The organism is Mycobacterium sp. 1165178.9 (assembly GCF_001673555.1).
Taxonomy (GTDB): domain Bacteria; phylum Actinomycetota; class Actinomycetes; order Mycobacteriales; family Mycobacteriaceae; genus Mycobacterium.
Window position 1 is genome coordinate 1 of sequence record NZ_LZMB01000241.1, and the last position, 599, is coordinate 599.

A 599-nucleotide genomic window follows, 5' to 3' on the forward strand; every position below is an offset into this window, starting at 1 on the left:
CGGCGCGGCCGTCGACCACGTCGACCGCGGGCAACAAGATCAACACATCTCCTCCTGTGTGCCGAGATTGCAACGCGTCACGTGCATCCCCGACTTGTGCTCGGTAGAAAGCGCTCTCGCGAGGACCTTCACAGTCCCTGGACCCAATTGCTCAACACGGCCGCGCCGGCATCCCCGCTCTTCTCCGGGTGGAATGTCGTCGAATCCGGGCCCGGCACCGTGCTGTTCAAAGGGCTCGATGCCGACACCCGGTTCTACTTCGTGCACTCCTACGCCGCACAGCAGTGGGAGGGTTCGCCCGATGCGGTGCTGACGTGGGCCAGCCACGAGGGCCCGTTTCTGGCGGCGGTCGAGGACGGGCCGCTATCGGCCACCCAATTCCACCCGGAGAAGAGCGGGGATGCCGGCGCGGCCGTCGACCACGTCGACCGCGGGCAACAAGATCAACACATCTCCTCCTGTGTGCCGAGATTGCAACGCGTCACGTGCATCCCCGACTTGTGCTCGGTAGAAAGCGCTCTCGCGAGGACCTTCACAGTCCCTGGACCCAATTGCTCAACACGGCCGCGCCGGCATCCCCGCTCTTCTCCGGGTGGAAT

Annotated in this window: 2 pseudogenes; one reads left to right on the forward strand and one right to left on the reverse strand. The window is 65.1% G+C overall.

What is annotated here, in order from left to right:
• Window positions 1–180: 180 nt before the first annotated feature.
• Window positions 181–417: pseudogene (locus A5652_RS26660) on the forward strand (imidazole glycerol phosphate synthase subunit HisH); the annotation flags it as partial.
• A 115-nt stretch (window positions 418–532) separates the two neighbouring features.
• Here the strand turns inward: A5652_RS26660 and A5652_RS27545 are convergent.
• Window positions 533–599, reverse strand: a pseudogene (locus A5652_RS27545) (imidazole glycerol phosphate synthase subunit HisH); the annotation flags it as partial.